14 protein-coding genes are annotated in these 17,103 nt (G+C 50.9%); 5 read left to right on the forward strand and 9 right to left on the reverse strand.

Annotated features, from left to right (window positions below):
- Nucleotides 1–33 precede the first annotated feature (33 nt).
- The 4 genes from mglB to folE all read right to left on the reverse strand — a co-directional run bounded on the left by mglB (nucleotide 34) and on the right by folE (nucleotide 4,334).
- On the reverse strand, nucleotides 34–1,032 hold the full coding sequence (mglB, locus tag OGY19_RS06355) for a galactose/glucose ABC transporter substrate-binding protein MglB (RefSeq protein ID WP_003027399.1): 999 nt from the start codon (nucleotides 1,030–1,032) through the stop codon (nucleotides 34–36).
- Between the two features lie 295 nt (nucleotides 1,033–1,327).
- Nucleotides 1,328–2,350, reverse strand: coding sequence for an HTH-type transcriptional regulator GalS (gene galS / locus OGY19_RS06360; RefSeq protein WP_061068163.1), 1,023 nt, complete (start codon nucleotides 2,348–2,350; stop codon nucleotides 1,328–1,330).
- A gap of 143 nt (nucleotides 2,351–2,493) precedes the next feature.
- A complete protein-coding gene (gene yeiB / locus OGY19_RS06365) occupies nucleotides 2,494–3,651 on the reverse strand; it encodes a DUF418 domain-containing protein YeiB (protein ID WP_061068164.1) in 1,158 nt (385 codons plus the stop codon).
- Between the two features lie 14 nt (nucleotides 3,652–3,665).
- On the reverse strand, nucleotides 3,666–4,334 hold the full coding sequence (folE, locus tag OGY19_RS06370) for a GTP cyclohydrolase I FolE (RefSeq protein ID WP_003027410.1): 669 nt from the start codon (nucleotides 4,332–4,334) through the stop codon (nucleotides 3,666–3,668).
- A gap of 321 nt (nucleotides 4,335–4,655) precedes the next feature.
- Between folE and fghA the strand changes: the two genes are divergently transcribed.
- Both fghA and OGY19_RS06380 read left to right on the forward strand, forming a co-directional pair.
- Nucleotides 4,656–5,492: an S-formylglutathione hydrolase gene (gene fghA / locus OGY19_RS06375; RefSeq protein WP_115601779.1), complete on the forward strand. Its 837-nt coding sequence runs from the start codon at nucleotides 4,656–4,658 to the stop codon at nucleotides 5,490–5,492.
- Between the two features lie 278 nt (nucleotides 5,493–5,770).
- On the forward strand, nucleotides 5,771–7,756 hold the full coding sequence (locus tag OGY19_RS06380) for a ligand-gated channel protein (RefSeq protein WP_115601778.1): 1,986 nt from the start codon (nucleotides 5,771–5,773) through the stop codon (nucleotides 7,754–7,756).
- A gap of 64 nt (nucleotides 7,757–7,820) precedes the next feature.
- Here the strand turns inward: OGY19_RS06380 and lysP are convergent, their stop codons facing one another.
- Both lysP and yieE read right to left on the reverse strand, forming a co-directional pair.
- The gene (gene lysP / locus OGY19_RS06385; RefSeq protein ID WP_115601777.1) at nucleotides 7,821–9,290 is read right to left on the reverse strand and encodes a lysine-specific permease; all 1,470 of its coding nucleotides are present in this window, start codon (nucleotides 9,288–9,290) and stop codon (nucleotides 7,821–7,823) included.
- A 194-nt stretch (nucleotides 9,291–9,484) separates the two neighbouring features.
- The gene (gene yieE / locus OGY19_RS06390) at nucleotides 9,485–10,366 is read right to left on the reverse strand and encodes a DNA-binding transcriptional regulator YeiE (protein WP_048211165.1); all 882 of its coding nucleotides are present in this window, start codon (nucleotides 10,364–10,366) and stop codon (nucleotides 9,485–9,487) included.
- A gap of 133 nt (nucleotides 10,367–10,499) precedes the next feature.
- Between yieE and OGY19_RS06395 the strand changes: the two genes are divergently transcribed.
- From OGY19_RS06395 to OGY19_RS06405, 3 genes are all read left to right on the forward strand, one after another.
- On the forward strand, nucleotides 10,500–11,549 hold the full coding sequence (locus OGY19_RS06395; protein ID WP_121584818.1) for a YeiH family protein: 1,050 nt from the start codon (nucleotides 10,500–10,502) through the stop codon (nucleotides 11,547–11,549).
- Nucleotides 11,550–11,614: 65 nt separating this feature from the next.
- Entirely contained in the window at nucleotides 11,615–12,472 is an 858-nt protein-coding gene (gene nfo, locus OGY19_RS06400) for a deoxyribonuclease IV (protein ID WP_048211163.1), read from the forward strand.
- 2 nt (nucleotides 12,473–12,474) lie between these two features.
- Nucleotides 12,475–13,563 (forward strand): sugar kinase, encoded by a 1,089-nt coding sequence (locus tag OGY19_RS06405; RefSeq protein ID WP_048211162.1) that lies wholly within the window; start codon nucleotides 12,475–12,477, stop codon nucleotides 13,561–13,563.
- A 47-nt stretch (nucleotides 13,564–13,610) separates the two neighbouring features.
- Here OGY19_RS06405 and OGY19_RS06410 read toward each other — a convergent pair whose 3' ends face one another.
- The 3 genes from OGY19_RS06410 to OGY19_RS06420 form a co-directional block, all read right to left on the reverse strand.
- The gene (locus OGY19_RS06410) at nucleotides 13,611–14,861 is read right to left on the reverse strand and encodes a NupC/NupG family nucleoside CNT transporter (RefSeq protein ID WP_048211161.1); all 1,251 of its coding nucleotides are present in this window, start codon (nucleotides 14,859–14,861) and stop codon (nucleotides 13,611–13,613) included.
- Between the two features lie 95 nt (nucleotides 14,862–14,956).
- Nucleotides 14,957–15,892, reverse strand: coding sequence for a pseudouridine-5'-phosphate glycosidase (locus tag OGY19_RS06415; RefSeq protein ID WP_048211160.1), 936 nt, complete (start codon nucleotides 15,890–15,892; stop codon nucleotides 14,957–14,959).
- The gene (locus tag OGY19_RS06420) at nucleotides 15,880–16,821 is read right to left on the reverse strand and encodes a pseudouridine kinase (protein ID WP_048211159.1); all 942 of its coding nucleotides are present in this window, start codon (nucleotides 16,819–16,821) and stop codon (nucleotides 15,880–15,882) included. Before OGY19_RS06420 ends, OGY19_RS06415 begins: the two co-directional genes overlap by 13 nt.
- Nucleotides 16,822–17,103: the final 282 nt, after the last annotated feature.

Below are 17,103 nucleotides of genomic sequence, written 5' to 3' on the forward strand. Positions count from 1 at the left end.
GGCGCAATGAAATTGCGCCCACAGACGGAGTATTTATTTGTTGGTGAACTCGGCCAGATTATCTTTATCGACACCTACATATGGAACGCGAACAATTTTGTTCTCAATTTTCCAGTTGGTGCCGTCTGCCGCGCCTTTGCCATCAGCCAGGTTTTTCGCCAGATCAAAGGTGGCTTTCGCCTGGTTGTTTGCATCGTTCAGCACGGTACCGGCCATAGCGCCAGATTTCACCAGAGCCAGGGCTTCAGGCAGCGCATCGACGCCAAATACCGGGACGCTGGTTTTGTTGTGTGCTTTCAGCGCTTCAACTGCGCCCATTGCCATCGCATCGTTGTTGGCGATAACCACTTCGATTTTGTTTGCGTTAGGACCGGACATCCACGCATCCATCTTATCTTTCGCCTGAGCGGTATCCCACATTGCAGTATCTAACTGCAGTTGTTCAGTTTTGATGCCTTTATCGTTCAGCTCTTTAATTACGTAGGTCGTACGAGCTTCGGCATCCGGGTGTCCCGGTTCGCCTTTCAGCAGAACAAACTGAATTTTGCCATCTTTGTTCAGATCCCAGTTCGGGTTAGCGGCCCAGTGCTTGGCAATCAAGTCACCCTGAATAATCCCGGACTCTTTAGAGTCGGTACCGACATAATAGGCTTTGTCATAGCTGTCCAGCGCTTTACGGGAAGGCTCTTTGTTGAAGAACACAATCGGTACGTTCTGACCGCGTGCTTTTTCAATGACCGTTCCTGCTGCTGCCGGGTCAACCAGGTTGATAGCCAGTGCTTTAACGCCTTTTGCCAACAACACATCAATCTGATCGTTCTGTTTGGACTGATCGTTTTGCGAGTCATTCATCAGCAACTGTACATCCGGCGCCGCTTTGGCATCTTTTTCAATAGCCTTACGTACCACGGACATAAAGTTATCGTCATATTTATAGATAGTCACACCAATGCGGGTATCAGCAGCGTGCGCAGCCGCGCCGAATAACATGCTTGCCATTACAGCAGACAGGGTCAACACCTTCTTATTCATGGTATCTCCGGTTTTATTATGCAGGGTAGTGCTTGAGATAAATGCTCGGCAGGCAGAACGTTACTGAAGTGTTACTGAACGCCGAAGCTCACTTTTAAAAATATTTCTTCCGTGTCTGGCAACGCTCCAAAAACAGGCTTTAATTGTTGTTTAAGACGCCTATACCTCGATGAAAGTGATTATTCACCGTTACATAGTAGTTACAGCGCAGCAAACAGTGTCATCATAGCTATCGCATTGTTAAGATACTGTGAATTTACTCACATATTGAAAGCGGTTACATAGCCCGACATTATCAGTTAGTGATCGGTGCCGCATTCTGCCGCAAAGCCACAGAATGACGTCGCACCAGCGTCGGCATAAAGCAATGTGTTGCGTCAGGATCCAGCGTTCCCGCCGCGCCTTGTAGCGCAAGCTCAGTGGCCATTTTTGCCATAGAAGCAATGGGATAGCGCACCGTTGTCAGCTGCGGGTCAGTGTAACGTGCGATAGGAATATCGTCGAAACCAATGATAGATAGATGTAATGGAATGGCGATGCCGTTGTCTTTTAGCGCGGTCAGCGCGCCAGCGGCCATATTGTCGTTGTAAGCGAAGACTGCCGTCAGTTGCAGGTTACGTCCCAGTAGTTCCACCATTGCGGACTCTCCGCCCTGCATATCCGGTGAACCGGTACCTATCCAACTGTCTGCCGGGGTAACCCCCTGTTCTTTCAGGGCACTTAGCCACCCTTCTTTACGCATTGCATCGTCCTCAATGCGGTGACTTGATGCCAGGTAACCAATACGTTGATGCCCATTATTCAGCAGCATACGGGTTGCCATTTTAGCCCCGCTAATATTATCCAGACAGACGCAACGATGCGCATAGCCCGGCACAATGCGGTTGATCAGCACCATGCCAGGGATCTGATCCATGAACCCGGCCAGCTCGCGATCGCTCAACGCTTTCGAGTGAACAATCAGTGCGTTACAACGCTGACGAATCAGTACCTCAATGGCATGACGTTCTTTTTCAGCCTCATGGTAGCTGTTGCCAATCAGGACGTACTTCTGATGCTGTTGAGCAACCATATCCACGGCCTTGACCAGCGCGCCAAAAAATGCGTCTGAAACATCCATCACCACAACGCCAATCGTGTCGCTCACCTGCGTCGCCAGCGCTTGCGCGTTGGCATTCGGTCGATAGCCGAGCTGAGTGACCGCCTTCATTACCGCTTCACGCGTATCGGGACTCACCAGCGCGCTGTTGTTCAGTACGCGGGAAACAGTCGCGACAGAAACGCCAGACTGTCGTGCCACATCACGGATGGTTACCATATTCACTACCCTGTTTAAGATGCGGTTACCCGCAGACACCCCAGGCTGGGTATTTTGTCAGCACAACGAAACGGACTGCGTGAGTGATGTCACAGGAATGAAAGCGCTTACATCCATTTTGTTAATGAATGTGATCCAGATCGTTATCTGGATGTTCGCGGTAATGATGTCCCTGACGCACGCAGGGTTAATTGACGCCATAGCCATTCTACCGGGCCTTGCCGGTAAAAATGCAACCAAATGACGGAGAAAAGCAGGTTAACGGCCCAGACCGGAATGACGAAATACAGCAACTCCAGCCGGTCGAATTTCATAAATAAGCCGAATTGATAAAACAGCGTGGTGCAAATTAAGGTTTGTAACAAATAGTTGGTTAGCGCCATGCGCCCAACGCAGGCTATGGCAATGACCCATTTTAAACGGCTAAGCTGCGGCCAGAAACCGAACATCAGCGCAGCGTAACCAATGGTCTGCAACGGCGCGCCCAGCTCTCGCGGGGCTTGTAACAGGAAAGCACACCAGCGGTAGGCCCAGTCCAGATGCCACTGCGCAACGATAGCAGGCAGGTTAATCGCCATCCCAATAATGACCAATAACGCGCCGGTACGTCGATAGTGCTGCAAACTGTACTGCCCTTTCAGCCAACCGCTGCGCATCAATGCCGCGCCCAGCAGCATCATCCCCGCCAGTTGCCAGCCGTACTGCGCACCCAACGCCAGCAAGCTATTGGACATCATATCTACGCGATTGCTGACCGCTTCCATACCGCCGTTCACCTTCCAGTATTTCTCATACAGCAACGCAGAAGCATCCGGTGTCCAGGCCCGACTGGTCTCACTTCCGGAGATAAATCCCAGCAGCAACAGCACACCAACGCCCGCCAGATAGAGCAACACGCCGGTATTAAACAGACTTTTGACGGAAGGGGCATCGCGAACCAACCGCCAGCAAATCAGCCCAATCAGGCCATACGCCAGCAGGATATCGCCATCCCAGAACAGCAAACCGTGAATAAACCCCAGCAGAACCAGCAAAGTGAGTCGTGACTGGATCCAACGTTTGCCTCGCGGTAGCAGCATCTGCAGACCCGCGCCAAACAGCAGCGCAAATAACGTGAGGAATTTCACCTGCGCGAAGAGATCAAGCACGGCCCAGGTCCAGGCATCTGACGGGGTAATGTTGCCGTACCAGGCAGGATTCAGATAGGCCGCCTTTGGCAGACCAAAGGCGCTAATATTTAGAAGCAGGATGCCGAGGATGGCGACGCCACGAATAAAATCCAGCGTGACATTACGCTCCATGGCCCCTGCCCTGATCAGTTGTGGTGACGTACGGCGCGCAGGAATTCCTGACGCGTATTCTGGCTGGACTTAAACAATCCGCCAAGCGAGGTAGTGGTGGTAGCGCTGGTCGCATCACGAATACCACGCGCTTTCACGCAGTAATGCACAGCATCAATTGAAACCGCCACATTATTCGTCCCGAGCAACGTTTGCAGCGCGGTGAGAATTTGCTGAGTCAGGCGTTCCTGGACCTGCGGGCGCTGAGCGAAGAACTGCACAATGCGGTTAATCTTCGACAGACCGATGACCGAATCTTTCGGGATATAGGCCACCGTCGCTTTGCCATCAATCGTTACGAAGTGATGTTCGCAGGTGCTGGTCAGCGTGATATCGCGAACCGTGACCATCTCATCAACCTTCATCTTATTTTCAATGACGGTGATTTTCGGGAAGTTGGCGTAATCGAGGCCGGAGAAAATCTCATCGACATACATTTTAGCGATGCGATGTGGCGTTTCCATCAGACTGTCATCGCTCAAATCAAGATTGAGCAATTGCATAATCTCGGTCATATGACCGGAGATAAGACGTTTGCGCGTTTCATTATCCATCTCTTGCACAGGCGGGCGTAGTGGTGTTTCAAGACCACGCGCGACCAGCGCTTCATGAACCAGTGCCGCTTCTTTACTGAGTGATGACATTTCTTTTTCTCCTGCAGGTGGGGCGCCTCTGCCCTGCGTGGGGCAAAGTTTTTAGGCTGTGTCACAGCCAGAACATTGTGCGTGAGGCGGCGCACATAATCCAGTATTCACCGCGATAATTATTGAAATTGGTGCTGCCTTTTAGCACACAGATTTCATATGTCGTTCAACCGGGTGAATTCGAGTGTTAATGTAAAGTTATATAGATGATGAAGTATGTTTGCTCAATGCGGAAGTGAAAGTTACTCACAGTGCAATGAATAATCTGTATTATGGTGAGTTCGCAAACACATTCAGGTTCAACACAACAAGGAGCCACGCATGGAAATGCTTGAAGAGCACCGCTGTTTTGAAGGCTGGCAACAACGCTGGCGTCATGACTCCACCACGCTAAATTGCACCATGACCTTCAGTATTTTTCTTCCACCCCCCCGGGATAACACCCCACCTCCGGTGCTGTACTGGCTGTCAGGTTTGACCTGCAATGATGAAAACTTCACCACTAAAGCCGGAGCACAACGTATTGCGGCTGAACTGGGCATCGTTCTGGTGATGCCTGATACCAGCCCGCGTGGCGAACAGGTCGCCAATGATGAAGGCTACGATTTAGGCCAGGGTGCCGGATTTTATCTCAATGCCACGCAACAACCGTGGGTCTCACATTTTCGCATGTATGACTATATGCGTGACGAGTTGCCGGCACTCATTCAGTCACAGTTTAACGTCAGCGATCGCTGCGCCATCAGCGGGCACTCTATGGGGGGGCATGGTGCACTGATCATGGCACTGAAAAACCCTGGCAAATACACCAGCGTTTCTGCCTTCGCCCCCATCGTCAATCCATGTCGCGTACCGTGGGGTGAGAAAGCCTTTAGCGCCTACCTGGGTGAGGATAAATCACGGTGGGCGGAATGGGACAGCTGTGCGCTGATGCTGGCCAGTAAACCCGCAGATGCGATCCCAACGCTTATTGATCAGGGGGATAGCGATCAGTTTCTCGCCGATCAACTGCAACCCGCAGTGCTGGCCGAAACGGCCCGTCAAACCGCATGGCCGATGACATTACGCATTCAGCCGGGTTACGATCATAGCTACTACTTCATTGCATCATTTATTGAAGATCATCTGCGTTTCCACGCCCAATATTTGCTGAAGTAACGCCTGAGTGAGGGCGTCAGCCCTCTTCATTTCTCCATCATTCCTTCACTTTTTCTCCTTTTTTATTTCACCACTATCCCTCTGAATTAAAAAGATTTTCCATGCTAAACACATCAAACACAAATGATTTCTATTATCATTTGTGTTTACAAAAATTCATACTTTTGTACAATCCCCCCGCTTCTTTACTGAAAAGAGTCCTTAAAAGACAAATACATACAATTGTCATGGCCTTTCACATGACACGTAGTTAGATTCATTTAAATGGAATGATACAAATGACTATACCTCACGTTAAGGCTGTAGCCGCCGCAGTATGCGTCGCGAGTCTCCCATCACTCGTCTATGCCGCCGACCAGGATACCGTGGTCGTCACCGCCACCGGGTTTGAGCAAAAAATTCAGGATGCCCCCGCCTCCATTTCGGTTATTACCAAGCAACAGATCGAAGATAAAGCGTATCGCGATGTGACCGATGCACTGAAAGACGTCCCTGGCGTCGTCGTCACCGGCGGGGGGAGCAGCAGCGATATCAGTATTCGCGGTATGGCTTCGCAATACACGCTCTTCCTGGTCAACGGTAAACGCATCAGCACCCGCGGCACACGTCCTAATAGCGACAACTCAGGTATTGAACAAGGCTGGCTGCCGCCGCTTGAATCCATCGAGCGTATCGAGGTGATCCGCGGCCCGATGTCGTCTCTGTACGGCTCTGACGCTATGGGCGGCGTGATTAACGTGATCACCAAAAAAGTCTCGAATACTAAAGCCTGGACCGGCTCCCTGCATGGTGATGCCACCCTCCAGGAAGATCGGGACTCCGGAGACCTTTACCAGACAAATGCATACGCGTCCGGACCACTGATCGACGGGCTACTCGGCGCAAAAGTGACCGGGCTGTTCTCCCATCGCGGAGAAGATAAGATAGTCAATGGTTACAATGAACAACGCCTGCGCAACGGCGGACTCACCCTCAACTTCACCCCGGATGATAAAAATGACATCGACTTCGATGTCGCGCATGAACTACAGGATCGCAACAGCACACCGGGCGAATCGATGGCGGCAGAAAACTGCCGTAACGGTGTTTGTAAGCCAAACAGCAAAAGCTACAACCGTTATGAACACACAACGTATTCATTAACCCACAGCGGTTATTACGACGATTTCAACTCCACCAGCTATGTCCAGCAGGAAGAGACCAAAAACCCTGGTCGTCAGATGAAATCCTACAACACGATCTTCAATAACCAGAACCAGGTCTTCCTCGGGGCGCACACCCTGACAGTTGGCGGGCAATACCGTTATGAAAAACTGCGCGATAACGGCAACCAACTGCAAGCAGCTGACGGTCTGAACAAATTGACCCGCTGGAGTTGGGCGTTGTTTGCCGAAGATGAATGGGCGGTTACCGATACTTTCACGCTGACCGGCGGTCTGCGTATGGATAAAGATGAAAACTACGGTGACAACTGGACGCCGCGCGGCTATGGCGTATGGCACCTGAGCGATCAGTGGACCTTAAAAGGGGGAGTTTCTGCGGGCTATCGTGCACCGGATCTGCGCCAGTCATCCGCAAGCTGGGGGCAAGTGACCGGTGGCGGTCGTCTGAACGGTATCATTGTCGGCAACCCGGATCTGAAACCAGAAAAAAGCCTGAGCGAAGAGATCGGTTTGCTGTGGGATAACGGCAACGACCTCAATGCGGGTGTCACGCTGTTCAATACTGACTTCAAAAACAAAATTACCGAAGTCCGTCGCTGTAACAGCAGTGCCGATCCGGCTTGTACTATTGGCAGCACTCATTACGACTTTGTCAGCGATCGGGTTAACGTTGATAAAGCCAATATGCGCGGTGTCGAATCCACCTTCGGTTGGAAGATGACCTCCGACATCAACTGGACAGCGAACTATACCTACACTGAATCTGAACAGAAAAGCGGTCAGTTCTCGGGCCAGCCGTTGAACAAAATGCCGAAGCATATGTTCAACACCACGCTGGACTGGCAGGCTACGCAGGATATCGGTTTCTGGAGCCGTTTGAATCTGCGTGGCAAAACATCAGAATACCTGAGCCGTACCTCCATGGCGCAAGGCACCCCTTCCTATACCCAGGTCGATATCGGTATGCGTTACTATGCGACCAAAGATGTACTGCTTACTGCTGGCGTGTATAACGTGCTGGATAAACAGATTGATTACGAGACCTATGACACCGTGCTTGATGGTCGTCGTTACACGGTTGGCATGACTTACAGCTTCTAAGTCTGACGCAATAAAAAACCCCGGCACTCATCATGCCGGGGTTTTTGTTATGCTTTTTATACTGTTATTTCTTCACGCGCCCCGGGAATTTCATTTCGCTGTAACGAACGAAACGGGTTCCTTTGGTCAGCTTATAGCCAAACCAGATGATCAGGAACAGCGGGATACCAATATAGGTTGCCATTACACCGCCCCAGTCAATGGTATCTTTCAGGAACGCTTCGTAGTTTTGCCCCAGGGTGATTATCAAGCACAGGACAAAGGCAAAGATCGGCCCCAGAGGGAAGAAGCCTGAACGATACGGCAGATCATTAATATCATGGCCCTGCAACACGTAACCACGGCGGAAACGATAGTGGCTAATTGCAATTCCCAGCCAGGCGATAAAGCCCGTCATCCCGGAAGTGTTCAACAGCCACAGGTACACAGTCTGGTTACCAAACATGGATGTCAGGAAGCACAGACCTGCCACAACAGTCGTCGCATACAGCGCGTTACGCGGTACGCCGCCACGAGACAGTTTAGAGAAAATACGCGGCGCTTTACCGTCACATGCCAGGGTGTAGAGCATACGTGTTGATGCATACATCCCGGAATTACCCGCCGACAGCACCGCCGTCAGGATAACGGCGTTCATCACCGCCGCCGCAGACAGCAGACCCGCATGCTGGAATACCAGCGTGAACGGGCTGACGCTGATGTCTTTTACATCATTGCGCAGCAGGCTCGGATCGGTATACGGGATAATCAGGCTGATAATCAAAATCGCGAACACATAGAACAGCAGGATTCGCCAGAATACCTGACGCACCGCGCGTGGAATGTTCTTCTCTGGATCTTCAGATTCGCCCGCGGCGATACCAATCAACTCGGTCCCCTGGAAAGAGAAGCCGACGATCATCGCCACACCAATCATGGCGGCAAAACCGCCAGCAAAGGGGGCATCACCTGTCGTCCAGTTACTCCAACCCACCGGTTGAGCACCTTTGAAGATACCGATAATCATCATTACGCCAACCACGATGAAGATAATCACGGTGGTGACTTTGATCAGTGAGAACCAATACTCCGCTTCGCCAAATCCACGTACCGAGATGTAGTTCAGCAGGAAGATAACGCCAAGGAACAGCGCACTCCAGATCCAACCAGGCGTATCCGGGAACCACCAGCTCATTACCAATTGTGCGGCCACCAGGTCCACGGCGATAGTCACCGCCCAGTTGTACCAGTAGTTCCAGCCGAGCGCGAAGCCAAAGCCTTCTTCTACATAGTTCTGACCGTAGGTAGAGAACGAACCGGAAACCGGCATGTAGGCAGCCAGCTCACCGAGACTGGTCATCAGGAAGTACACCATCAGGCCAATCAGAATATAAGAAAACAGCGCGCCGCCAGGACCCGCCGCAGAAATGGTTGCACCAGATGCAACGAAAAGACCCGTACCGATGGAACCACCAATGGCGATCATCGTCAGGTGACGCGCCTTCAGTTCACGGCGTAGCGTGGGCGCTTCTGTGGTTTTAGTTTCGGAAACCATGTGAAAATGCTATCCATCCAAAAAATGAGGCGCGATTGTAGCAGACGAAATGGCATTCTTCCGGCACAAATGCGCTGTTATAAGAGACCTTCATGACTGGCCGCGGATTATAAGTAAAGCAGAAATGGGCAACGTATGACGATTGCCCTCAGTTGACGATGGGGTGTTTATTGCAGGTACGACGCATCAGCGCCTTATTCAACCTGCTCTACCTGGTCGCTATAACGTAAAAAACGCAGCAGCGAGTTTGAAAGATGTTTTTGGCGATGATGGACGCGCCAAAGCGTGCGGACCAGACGTGGCAACGGCACCGGAACTTCGCTTAACGTTCCTGCCTGCAGTTGTTCTGCAATAACCCGACGCGACAAGCAGCTGATCCCGAGACCATGGCGCACCGCATGCTTAATGGCCTCAGAGTTACCCAACTCCATTGCCATCTGAAATCTCGGTAGATGAGACAACAGCAGATAATCCACCAGCTCGCGAGTACCAGACCCACGTTCGCGCAGGATCCAGGGCGAAGCCGCAAGTTGCTCCAGCGTCACGGGCCCCGTGGTTAGCGGCGATGACGGCGCAGCAAATACCACCAGTTCATCTTCCAGCCACGGTTCAGAGATGATTTCGGTACTGTGACAGGGCCCTTCAATCAGCCCGATATCGACCCGAAAATCCAGCACGGCATTGATAACATCCTGGCTGTTGCCCACGCTGAGTTCCAGCGGCAAATCGGGGAAATCCCGCCGGTAACCTGCAATCATGGCAGGTAAAATATAGTTGCCAATGGTGCTACTGGCATAGACGCGAATCGCGCCATTATCTTCACGAAAAAGCTGTTCAATTTCTGTCGTTTGCTCGAGCAAGGCCAACGCACGCGGATAGAGTAAGCGCCCGTGCTCATTAACGACCAGTCGCTTGCCGACGCGGTCAAACAGTTGCACGCCAAGTTGCCCCTCTAAATCGGTAAGCGCAGCACTGACCGCTGACTGCGACAATGACAACATGACAGATGCCTGAGTCGTCGAGCCGCTTTTCAGTACCTCAGCAAAAACTTCAAGTTGTCGCAGGGTGATATGCATAGTCGTTTTCCACCGGGTAGCCCGTGCTTACCACTTATAAAGATTAATTATAAATATATAATCAATTTTATTTTTAAGCCACTTCACCTTACAATTTTTGCCAAGAAATCATTCAAATTGTTCAGGAGGGGTTATGACTGAACTCGCCCTACAGAATCATCGTCGTACAGTGTGGCATTTTATTCCGGGGCTTGCCCTGAGTGCAGTTATCACCGGGGCCGCCTTATGGGGAGGTTCCATTCCCGCCGTCGCAGGTGCCGGGTTCAGCGCCCTCACCTTAGCCATTTTATTCGGGATGGTTATCGGCAACACCGTGTATCCACAAATCTGGAAAAGCTGTGACGGTGGCGTGCTGTTTGCCAAGCAACATTTACTGCGTCTGGGGATCATCCTTTATGGTTTCCGCCTCACCTTCGCGCAAATTGCTGACGTCGGCGTCAGCGGTATCGTGATTGATGTGTTAACGCTCAGCAGCACCTTTATGATTGCCTGCTTCCTTGGGCAGAAAGTGTTTGGTCTGGACCGCCACACCAGTTGGCTGATTGGCGCGGGGAGCAGCATTTGTGGTGCCGCCGCCGTATTAGCCACCGAGCCGGTGGTGAAAGCAGAAGCCAGTAAGGTAACGGTCGCCGTTGCTACCGTGGTTATCTTCGGGACCATTGCTATCTTCCTGTACCCGGCAATGTACCCGCTACTGGCGCACTGGTTTAGCCCGGAAACCTACGGGATTTATATTGGCTCCACGATGCATGAAGTCGCACAGGTTGTTGCTGCCGGGCATGCAATCACCCCGGAAGCTGAAAACGCAGCCGTCATTGCTAAAATGCTGCGCGTCATGATGCTGGCTCCGTTCCTCATCATCCTGGCAGCACGTGTTAAACAACTGTCTCCGTCGGCCAGCGGAGAAAAAAGTAAAATCACTATTCCGTGGTTTGCCATCCTGTTTATTGTGGTCGCGATTTTTAACTCGTTCCACCTGCTGCCGCAGTCGGTAGTGAACATGCTGGTAACGCTGGATACCATTTTGCTGGCAATGGCGATGGCCGCGCTGGGGCTGACCACTCACGTTAGCGCCCTGAAAAAAGCCGGTGCAAAACCTCTGCTGATGGCACTGGTGCTGTTTGTCTGGCTGATTGTGGGCGGTGGCGCGATTAACCTCGCTATCCACGCGCTGATGGCATAAACGAGCACGACTCCCCCCCATTAACCCGCTATACTCTCCCCTTTTGAGTATGGCGGGTTTAATTTATGAAATATATTGGAGCGCACGTAAGCGCCGCTGGCGGTCTGGCTAACGCCGCTATTCGAGCCGCAGAAATCGAAGCGACCGCATTCGCCCTGTTCACCAAGAATCAGCGTCAGTGGCGTGCCGCGCCGCTGACCACCGAAATCATTGATGATTTCAAATCTGCCTGCGAGAAGTATCACTATACTTCTGCGCAAATCCTGCCTCACGACAGCTACCTGATAAACCTCGGTCATCCGGTCAGCGACGCGCTGGAAAAATCACGCGATGCTTTTCTTGATGAAATGCAGCGCTGCGAGCAGCTTGGTTTATCCCTGCTTAACTTTCACCCGGGCAGCCACTTAATGCAGATCCCGGAAGATGAATGCCTGGCGCGTATTGCCGAATCAATCAACATTGTCCTTGCTCAAACTCAGGGCGTGACGGCAGTCATTGAAAACACCGCCGGGCAAGGCAGTAATCTTGGTTTTAAATTCGAGCATCTGGCGGCAATCATCGACGGCGTCGAGGATAAATCCCGTGTCGGCGTCTGCATCGACACCTGCCACGCCTTCGCGGCCGGTTACGATTTGCGTTCCGTTGACGAGTGTGAAAAGACATTCGCTGAATTTGAACGTATTGTCGGCTTTAACTATTTACGCGGTATGCACCTGAACGATGCCAAGAGCGCATTTGGCAGCCGCGTTGACCGTCACCATAGCTTAGGGGAAGGTAATATCGGTCACGATGCATTCCGCTGGATCATGCAGGACAACCGTTTTGACGGCATCCCACTGATACTGGAAACCATTAATCCAGATATCTGGGCAGAAGAGATTGCCTGGCTGAAAGCGCAGCAAACTGAAAAAGCGGTGGCCTAATCATGAACGACAGGGAAAAGCAGATCCTTAAGATCCTGCGACGTAATCCGTTGATTCAGCAGAATGAAATCGCCGATATTTTGCAGATCAGCCGTTCGCGCGTCGCCGCACATATTATGGATTTGATGCGCAAAGGAATGATCAAAGGTAAAGGTTATATCCTTACCGAACAAGATTATTGCGTCGTCGTCGGAGCTATCAACATGGATATCCGGGGTATTGCAGACATCCACTATCCTCAAGCCGCATCTAACCCCGGCAGCATCCACTGTTCTGCAGGCGGCGTGGGACGCAATATCGCTCATAATTTGGCGCTGCTGGGCCGTGACGTGCATTTAATCTCCGCTGTTGGTAGCGATTTCTATGGCGAAACGCTGCTGGAACAGACCCGTCAGGCTGGTGTTAACGTTTCCAATTGCATTCGTCTGCATGGACATAACACCTCCACCTATTTGTCGATCGCGAATCAGCAGGAAGAGACCGTACTGGCGATTAACGATACCCACATTCTGCAACAGCTAACGCCGCAGTTGCTGAACGGTTCACGGGATCTTATCCGCCATTCCGGCGTCGTGCTGGCGGATTGCAACCTGACTGCTGAAGCCATCGAGTGGGTATTTACTATTGCTGATGACATTCCGGTATTTATTGATACCGTTTCAGAGTTCAAAGCGGCAAAAATGAAGACCTGGTTTACACGTATTCATACGCTCAAACCCACGCAGAAAGAGCTGGGCATTTTATGGGGTAAGCCTGTCCAGTCGGATGCGGATCGCATGCAGGCCGTCAACGACCTTCATCAGCAAGGAGTAAAACGCATCTTTGTGTGTCTGGAAGACGAATCCGTTTTTTGCAGCGAAAAGGACGGCGAACAGTTTTTATTGACGCCGCCTGAGCATACGGTGGTAGACAGTTTTGGCGCCGATGACGCTTTTATGGCGGGATTACTGTACAGCTTTCTGGAAGGTAGCGAGTTTCGTGAAAGCGCGCAGTTTGCCATGGCCTGCGCGGCATTATCGCGGGCCAGCGTCAGTATCAACAACCCAACGCTCTCCGCCGATAATGCCCTGTATTTGCTGAAAACCGCTTAGATATAATGCCGGATGGCGCTCTGCTTATCCGGCCTACAAACTTTATTTTATGCCAGTCCGATAAAGAAACCGGCTATTGTGGCGCTCATCAGGTTAGAAAGCGTTGCCGCTGCCAAAGCACGCATTCCAAGTTGCGCGATTTCCGGTGCGCGCTGTGGCGCAATGGCTGAAAACGCACCGACGACAACACCAATTGAACCAAAGTTTGCAAAACCACACAAAGCAAACGAGATAATCGCGATGGTCTTCACGTCCAGCGCACCGCCCATTTGCAGATACGGTGAGAAGTTGAGATAAGCGACAAATTCGTTGATCGCCAGCTTCTGTCCAATCAGGCTACCTGCCAGCGTCGCATCGCTCCAGTCCACGCCCATAATCCACGCCAGCGGGGCCAGAATATAGCCAAAAATGCCTTCCAGAGTGGCGTGACCGAAGCCAAACCAACCACCAACGCCACCAATAATGCCGTTAATTAACGCAATAATGGCGACAAATGCCATTACCACCGTCGCCACACCTGCGGCGATCTTCAATCCGGTCATCGCCCCACTGGCCGCCGCTTCGATGATGCTTTTCGGTGGTGTCTCAGTAAACGACAGATTCTCGAAGGTAACGCGAGACTCTTCCGTTGCCGGACTCAGCATACGCGCGAACAAAATACCGCCAGGGATTGCCATCAATGATGCCGCCAACAAATAATCGATGGGTACACCCATTCCGGCATAACCAATCATCATTGAACCCGCAATAGATGCCATCCCGCTACAAATTGCAGTAAACAGCTCATTGCGATTCAGGCGATCAATAAAGGGTTTCACGATTGCCGGAATTTCGTTTTGCCCGAGAAAAATCGTCGTCACCGCGACAAATGATTCGATTTTGCTGATGTTCAGCGCTTTCTGGAAAATACCACCGAGAATACGGATCAACAGTCCCATTACGCCAATGTAGTAAAGCAGGCTTATCAGCGCGGTAACAAAAATGATCGCGGGGAGTACCCGGAAGGCAAAGATAAAACCGGCACCGTCAAACAGCACATCCATTTTAGGACCGACCAACGAGCCGAAAATAAATGCGCTTCCCGCATCGCTATATGACATAACCTTGTGGACGCCGAGTGCAGCCTGTTCAACCAGCCATTTCCCCGGAGGGAAATACAACATGATACCGCCAATGGCGATTTGCAAAACCAACGCAGCGCCAACGGTACGCAGGCTAATCCGTTTTTTATTTACTGACAGCAGAAACGCGATGGCCAGTAATACCACCATACCCACAACACTTCTCATTATATCCATAATGAAATCCCTTCATGCCAGGAAACCCGGCGCTAACGCCAGGTTTTGGTAGGTTTGATATTCACGGGCGACCGCTTTCTGCCCGAAAAATTTGGTCAGGCGAGGCGTTGGTATTCCTTCGCAATCTCGCAAGCCAGTACGGCGTTGTTGAACACCAACTGAATGTTTGATTTCAGACTGTCGCCTCCGGTCAGTTCCGCAACCCGCGCCAGCAGGAACGGCGTGCTATCTTTGCCCACAACGCCCTGTTCTTCAGCTTCCTTCACGGCCCGATCGATTGCCGCGTTAATTTTTTCCTCTGCCATGGCAAACTGCTCCGGGATTGGATTGGCGACAACCAGGCCGCCGTTCAGACCGGTTTGCCATTTCACCGCCATCGCGCGGGCAATTTCTTTTGCGCTGTCCAGACGAATACTGACGTCAAACGGGCTGGTGCGGCAGAAAAATGCTGGCAGCGATGTTGTCTGATAACCAATGAGCGGTACACCGAAGGTTTCTAAATATTCAGTTGTTAATCCAAGGTCGAGAATAGATTTTGCCCCTGCGCAAATAACCGTGACATTGGTATGAGCCAGTTCTTGCAGATCCGCAGAAATATCAAATGTATGCTCAGCCCCGCGGTGAACACCGCCGATCCCCCCGGTTGCAAATACTTTAATTCCCGCCATAGCGGCAATAATCATGGTAGAGGCAACGGTAGTCGCGCCATTTTTCCCTGCGGCTACAACAAACGGTAAATCTCGGCGGCTAACTTTAGCAACGTTATGCCCTTCACGTCCTAAAAGTTCAATTTCGTCTTTACTCAAGCCAACTTTCATTACCCCGCCAATAATGGCAATGGTTGCAGGCACAGCACCATGTTTGCGAATAGTTTCTTCTACTTCAATTGCTGTTTGCGCATTTTGTGGAAATGGCATGCCATGGGAAATAATGGTTGATTCAAGTGCAACAATGGGTTTTTTACTGTTTAATGCTTCCTGAACTTCTGGAGATATTTGTAATAATTCAGAGGAAAGAGTTAATTCAGACATTCTGTGTTCTCCACTATTAAGCTAACATTCGCAACAGACAAATCAGGGTTGTTGGTATATTCACAGGCCAGTGCCATAGATGAGCAACCCTGCGCAAATCGAACCGAATCAATAAAGGGCAGACCGTCTACCCAGCAGGAAGCCAGTCCCGCCATCATGGCATCACCAGCCCCCGTGACATTAATGACGTGAGTTTTAATGGGCAGCGACCAGCCGCTACTCCCCGAGATATCACTGTAATAAACACCGTCCCCCCCCATGCTGAGCACCAGGCGGTTTAGGCCGCGTTCATGAAACCACGTGGCAACTTTGCCAACATCCTCTCGCCCGGAGAGTGCAATCCCACTCAGGGTTTCAGCTTCAAGTCGATTAGGTTTTAAGGTATGGATTTTGCCGAGCTGCTCGCGAATTTTAACGCACTTCCATGCCGATACCGGGTCAATAAACACCGGTACCTCGCCCGCATTTTCCAACACCCATGTCAGCGCGTCTTCACTGATATTACAGTCAGCGACAATGACTTTTGCTGCACGAATAAAATCACGATGTTGCGACAAAAAATCCGCTGAAATGTGGTCGGTAATACTCATATCATTTATGGCAACCAGCATCTCACCGGTATTATCAAGCAGCGACAAATAACTTGATGTATTTTCTCCAGCAACAATCAGGCATTTTTCGACATGAACGCCAGATTGATTAGTTTGCGCCAGCAATGATTGTCCATAGAAATCGTTACCAACTGCAGTCAGTAACCATGAATCTTTTCCCAACAGCGCCAAATTATGAGCGATATTGCGTCCCACGCCGCCTGGCGTAAATTTTATTTTCCCTGGATTCGAGTCCGCATAATTCAGAGAAGCATGCGAATACCCGGCGACATCCATATTGGCCGAGCCAATGGTTACTATGTATTCCTTTTCACGCATAGCACGTCCCCTGGCAATATAATTACCACTAATGAGTTCGTCAAAAATAACCATTGCTACAGCAAAGGTTATTAGAGCACATGTTCACTATCAAACATGTGTTCATGTTAGCCAGGTTTTTTGTAAAGTAAATCCATCCGCAAGATCTAAAACAAATAGATATGAACAGAGTCACAATTTTTTATAGATACAGTTTGCAAGGGAGAGAAAAAATGAGAGGCAGAACACAAATTGAGCAAACCAGAAAAAAGCCTCCGGACAACCGGAGGTTTTTCAGATGTG

This window comes from Citrobacter sp. Cy070, from assembly GCF_030332245.1.
Lineage (GTDB): Bacteria > Pseudomonadota > Gammaproteobacteria > Enterobacterales > Enterobacteriaceae > Citrobacter > Citrobacter youngae.